Origin of the sequence: Microbacterium sp. (assembly GCF_049661145.1) — a bacterium.
Classification (GTDB): domain Bacteria; phylum Actinomycetota; class Actinomycetes; order Actinomycetales; family Microbacteriaceae; genus Microbacterium.
The window spans coordinates 1-4,750 of sequence record NZ_JBASZT010000394.1; the positions used below are offsets into that span (position 1 = coordinate 1).

Annotated in this window: 5 protein-coding genes and 1 pseudogene; 4 read left to right on the top strand and 2 right to left on the bottom strand. The window is 69.9% G+C overall.

Features of this window, described 5'->3' with window-relative positions; translation table 11 throughout:
- Window positions 1-203 (top strand): annotated as a pseudogene (locus tag WBP48_RS16385) (DEAD/DEAH box helicase); the annotation flags it as partial.
- 118 nt (window positions 204-321) lie between these two features.
- Window positions 322-738, top strand: a complete 417-nt coding sequence (locus WBP48_RS16390; protein WP_424441807.1) for an SHOCT domain-containing protein — start codon at window positions 322-324, stop codon at window positions 736-738.
- A gap of 45 nt (window positions 739-783) precedes the next feature.
- Here WBP48_RS16390 and WBP48_RS16395 read toward each other — a convergent pair whose 3' ends face one another.
- Window positions 784-1,671, bottom strand: coding sequence for a PHP domain-containing protein (locus WBP48_RS16395; RefSeq protein ID WP_424441808.1), 888 nt, complete (start codon window positions 1,669-1,671; stop codon window positions 784-786).
- A 70-nt stretch (window positions 1,672-1,741) separates the two neighbouring features.
- Between WBP48_RS16395 and WBP48_RS16400 the strand changes: the two genes are divergently transcribed.
- Window positions 1,742-2,779, top strand: a complete 1,038-nt coding sequence (locus WBP48_RS16400) for an endonuclease/exonuclease/phosphatase family protein (protein WP_424441809.1) — start codon at window positions 1,742-1,744, stop codon at window positions 2,777-2,779.
- 146 nt (window positions 2,780-2,925) lie between these two features.
- Window positions 2,926-4,338, top strand: coding sequence for an aminopeptidase P family protein (locus tag WBP48_RS16405; RefSeq protein ID WP_424441810.1), 1,413 nt, complete (start codon window positions 2,926-2,928; stop codon window positions 4,336-4,338).
- A 31-nt stretch (window positions 4,339-4,369) separates the two neighbouring features.
- Here the strand turns inward: WBP48_RS16405 and WBP48_RS16410 are convergent.
- On the bottom strand, window positions 4,370-4,750 hold a 381-nt coding region (locus WBP48_RS16410; RefSeq protein WP_424441811.1), incomplete at its 5' end, for an alpha/beta family hydrolase.

Consider the following 4,750-nt stretch of genomic DNA (forward strand, 5'->3'; position numbering starts at 1 on the left):
GGCGCCGGCGGCGCGCCGGTTCGACACCGGTGGGCGCAACCTTCGCCGAGGGGACCGGACCGGCGGCACCGCCCGCGAGCAACGACGATGGGTCCACCCGCGACGAGCACGAGGGCAAGCCCACCCCTTCGCGTCGCCGTCGTCGTCGGCGCGGCGGCTCAAGCGGCTCGTCAGCTCCCGGTGCCCCCGTCGCCGGCGCCTGACCCGCGCGCTCACCCCTCGGCGGTGATCGCGGCGCCCTGTGACGGGTGACGCGCGGACCGCGATCTAGGCTGGGTACGTGCGGCATTCGCCGCACCGCATACATCTTGAGAGGCTGAAATGCGCTTTTTGGACGCTGCCGTGGAGTACCACGGCTTCTGGGGATCTTTCTGGGACCTGGTCTGGTGGTTCCTGACCATCTTCATCTTCGTCGCCTACCTGATGGCGCTGTTTGCGATCATCGGCGACATCTTCCGCGACCGCAATCTCGCGGGCGGTTGGAAGGCCGTCTGGATCTTCTTCCTGATCTTCTTCCCGATCATCACTGCCCTGGTCTACCTCATCGCCCGTGGTGGGGGCATGGGCGAGCGGCAGGTCGCCGCGGCGAAGGAGTACAAGGCCGCGCAGGACGACTACATCAAGCAGGTCGCCGGCACGAGCCCCGCCGACCAGATCGCTCAGGCGAAGAGCCTGCTGGAATCCGGCGCGATCTCGCAAGCGGAGTTCGAGACGCTGAAGGCCAAGGCCCTGGCCTGACCGTCGCTGCGTCGCAGCTATCGACGAAGCGCCCCCGACTTCCCCTCACGGGAAGACGGGGGCGCTTCCGTGTGCGCGATCGATGATCCGTGCGACCATGTCGTCGCTCGTCGTGTACTCGCCCGGCACGTTCGGCTTGCCGAGGCCGTGATAGTCGCTCGAGCCCGTCGCGATCAGGCCCCTGCGGTCAACGAGTTCACGCAGAGTCGACAGAGCCGGTTCGACGTTCTCGCGGTGACCGAGTTCGAATCCGGCAAGGCCCGCCCCCAGCATCCGATCGATGACGCGTGCCGGCAACAGCCCCGCCCTCCCGGCCGGATGGGCGACGATCGCCACGCCACCGGCGCCGGTGATCGCGGCGACGGCTTCGACCGGGTCCGGCGCGTACAGCTCGACGTAGTAGGGGCTGCGCGGGTGCAGAATGCCGGCGAAGGCCTCGCTGCGATCCACGACGTGGCCTTTGGCGACCAGCGCGTCGGCAAGGTGGGGGCGGCCCACGGTGGCACCGGCCGTCGTCTGCTTCTCGATGTCCTCCCACGACAGCTCGTAGTCGCGGCCGATGCGATCGGCCATCGTGCGTGCCCGGGTGAGCCGGGAACGGCGGATGCGGTCGGTCATCGCCCGCAGGACGAGATCGTCCGGGTCGAGCAGATAGCCGAGCACGTGGACGCTGCGCCAGTCGTGCCGAGCCGACAACTCCATTCCTGGCAGCAGTGTCATTCCCAGGGATGCCGCGGCATCCGCCGCTTCGGCCCACCCCGATGTCGTGTCGTGGTCGGTCAGGGCGGCGGTACGGATGCCGGCGGCGTGCGCGGCAGCCATGACGCGCGCCGGCGGCTCGGTCCCATCCGAGTGATCGGAGTGCAGGTGCAGGTCGCTGGGGCCGTGGAACCGTGCACCGGATGACCCGGAAGGGTCCGTGTGCGGTGCCATCCTTCGAGCGTACCGGGCAGCCGCACGCGACGTCGGGTTCTCCCAGGGACGCTCCCGTAGAGTCGCTGACGTGCTGCGCCTGCTCGGAATCCTCGTCACCGTGGTCGCGGCTATCGCCGCCGCGATCGTGACCTGGCCACAGTTCTTCCGCCTGGAGCGCACCTATCCGATCGCCCAGATCGTGTCACTGCGGGGCATCGTCGTATGCGTGTTCGCCGCGGTGCTGCTCGTCGCGCTCCTGCTCTGCGCAAGCCGACGAATGCGCGCGTTCGCTGGTGCGATCGTCGTGATCGCACTCGTCGCAGGAGGCGCGAACGCCGGCATCCTGTTCCTTCGCGGCACCGGGCCCGGGAGCCTGCCGGAGCAGACGGAGTCCAGCATCCGAGTCATGACCTGGAACACCGCGGGCGACGCCACCGACGCGCACCTCATCGCCCAGACCGCGATCGCGATGCAGGCCGACGTCGTGGCGCTGCCCGAGACGACGATCGAGACCGGTGAAGCCGTCGCGATCGCGATGCGCGAGATGGGCTCGCCGATGTGGGCACACCACGAGAACTACGGCGAGCGCGACGGGTACCCGGACTGGGCCGCCAATTCCACGACGCTGCTGATCTCCCCCGCCCTCGGCGACTACGCCGTCGTGGATTCCACTGCCGACGGCACCACCAACACGTCCTCGGTGCCGTCCGTCGTGGCGATGCCGGTCGACGGCAGCGGTCCGACGATCGTGGCCGTGCACGCCGTCGCGCCGCGACAGACGCATATGGCCGACTGGCGCGGCGATCTGCAGTGGATCGCAGACCAGTGCCCGGGCGGTGACGTCATCATGGCCGGCGACTTCAACGCGACCGTCGACAACATGGACCGTCTCGGCGTCGGCCCCGGCGCGCTCGGCGCGTGCCGCGACGCCGCCACGGCATCCGGAACCGGCGCGCTCGGCACCTGGTCCACGGCGTGGCCGCGGCTGCTGGGCACTCCGATCGACCACATCATGGCAACGGATGCCTGGCGGGTCACGGGTTCAGTGGTCCTCGACTCGCTCGACACCAGCGGCAGCGACCATCGCCCGCTCGTCGTGCAGCTCGAGCCGGCCGCGGCCGGCTGACCCCGCGCCCGCCATCAAACTCGATCAAACTCGCCGGGCCGCTATCCTTCGCCCGAGCCGCTATCTTCCGCCGCGTCGAAACGTGGCGGCTCGGTCGAAACGTAGCGGCTCGCGCAGGAGAAGGGCGCGGGTGGGAGACTGGGGGTATGAGTACGAGCGAGCAGCAGACGCGCGAGGCGCCGGAAACCTCGAACACGAACCGCAAGCAGCCGTTTCCGAAGGGCTTCCTCGACACGATCTCTACGGGGTGGGCCGACCGCCCCGACCTGACGCCGCCGCAGCGCGCCCAGGCACCCTTCGCCGCTGCTCGGCGTGACGCCGTGTCGGCGGCGTTCCCGGGCAAGCGCCTCGTGTTCCCCGCGGGTTCGTACAAGCAGCGCTCCAACGACACGGACTACCCGTTCCGCGCCCACTCCGCCTTTTCGCACCTGACCGGGTGGGCCAGCGACAGCGTGCCGGACTCGGTGCTCGTGTTCGAGCCGCGCACCGACTCGGCATCCGGCCACGACATCACTCTCTACCTGCGCGAGCGCGCCGACCGGACCACCGCGGAGTTCTACGGCGACGCCGGCATCGGCGAGTTCTGGATCGGCCCGCGCCCGGCTCTTGCGGGCGTTGCCGCCGACCTCGGTCTGCAGACCGCGCACCTCGGCGCGTTCGTCGCGGGCGACGACGATGTCGTGCTCGAGGAGGATGCCGACCTCACGCAGTTCGTGTCCGAGCTGCGCCTCGTCAAGGACGAGTACGAGGTCGAGCAGCTGCGCCTCGCGGTCGCAGTGACCTCGCGCGGGTTCGACGACATCGTGGCCGATCTCCCCCGCGTCATCGACACACCGCGCGGCGAGCGTGCCGTCGAGGGCGTGTTCCACCACCGCGCACGCGTCGAGGGCAACGGGGAGGGCTACGACACGATCGCGGCCTCCGGCCCGCACGCGTGCTACCTGCACTGGACGCGCAACGACGGCGCTGTCGTCCCGGGAGACCTCATCCTCATCGACGCCGGGGTCGAGGTCGACAGCCTGTACACCGCCGACATCACGCGGACGCTGCCGGTGAGCGGCACCTTCACGCCGATCCAGCGCACGATCTACGAGACCGTCCGCGAGGCCGCCGACGCTGCCTTCGCTGCGGCCCTTCCGGGCGTGCGGTTCCGCGACGTCCACCAGGCAGCAATGCGCGTCATCGCCGACCGGGTCGCCGAGTGGGGCCTGCTTCCCGTGACAGCGGAGGAGGCGCTGGACGCCGATCTCGGTGGCCAGCACCGGCGCTACATGGTCCACGGCACGAGCCACCACCTCGGCATCGACGTGCACGACTGCGCGCAGGCGCGCCGGGAGATGTACTACGACGGCATCCTCGCCCCGGGAATGGTCTTCACGATCGAACCGGGACTGTACTTCCAGATCGACGATCTGACCGTGCCGGAGGAGTACCGCGGGATCGGTGTGCGCATCGAGGACGACATCCTCATGACCGAGGACGGACCGGTGAACCTCTCGGTCGCCATCCCGCGTACCGCCGATGACGTCGAGGCCTGGATCGCACGCCTCGCGCACTGAGTCTTCCCGGGCCTGGAGATCGCAGACGCGATCAGCGCGTCCTCTCGCGCAGCCAGGGTAGGACGGATGCCGCGAGCTCCGCGCCGATGACCTCGGGGTCCCGCCGGGTGCCCGCGACCTCGAAGGAATGCGCGCCGCCCTCGATCCAGACGATCGACGCGTCGGAGCATGAGGCGACGGCATCCTCGAGCTGCGAGACCGGCTGGATGAACGGGTCGCGGGTGCCCTCGACGAACAGCTGCGGAACGGCGATGCCCGTCAGGTGCTCGGCGCGCGGCTTCTCGGGCTCACCCGGCGGGTGCAGCGGGTAGCCGAGGTAGACGAGCCCCGCCGGGGCAATCCGCCCCTCGGCGACGGCGACCGAAGCCATCCGCCCGCCGTAGGACTTCCCCGCCGCGAACAGCGGCAACCC

Excerpts from the sequence above, each read along its gene's own strand:
- WBP48_RS16405 (WP_424441810.1), top strand. The coding sequence starts at position 2,926 with ATGAGTACGAGCGAGCAGCAGACGCGCGAGGCGCCGGAAACCTCGAAC.
- WBP48_RS16395 (WP_424441808.1), bottom strand. The coding sequence starts at position 1,671 with ATGGCACCGCACACGGACCCTTCCGGGTCATCCGGTGCACGGTTCCAC.
- WBP48_RS16390 (WP_424441807.1), top strand. The coding sequence starts at position 322 with ATGCGCTTTTTGGACGCTGCCGTGGAGTACCACGGCTTCTGGGGATCT.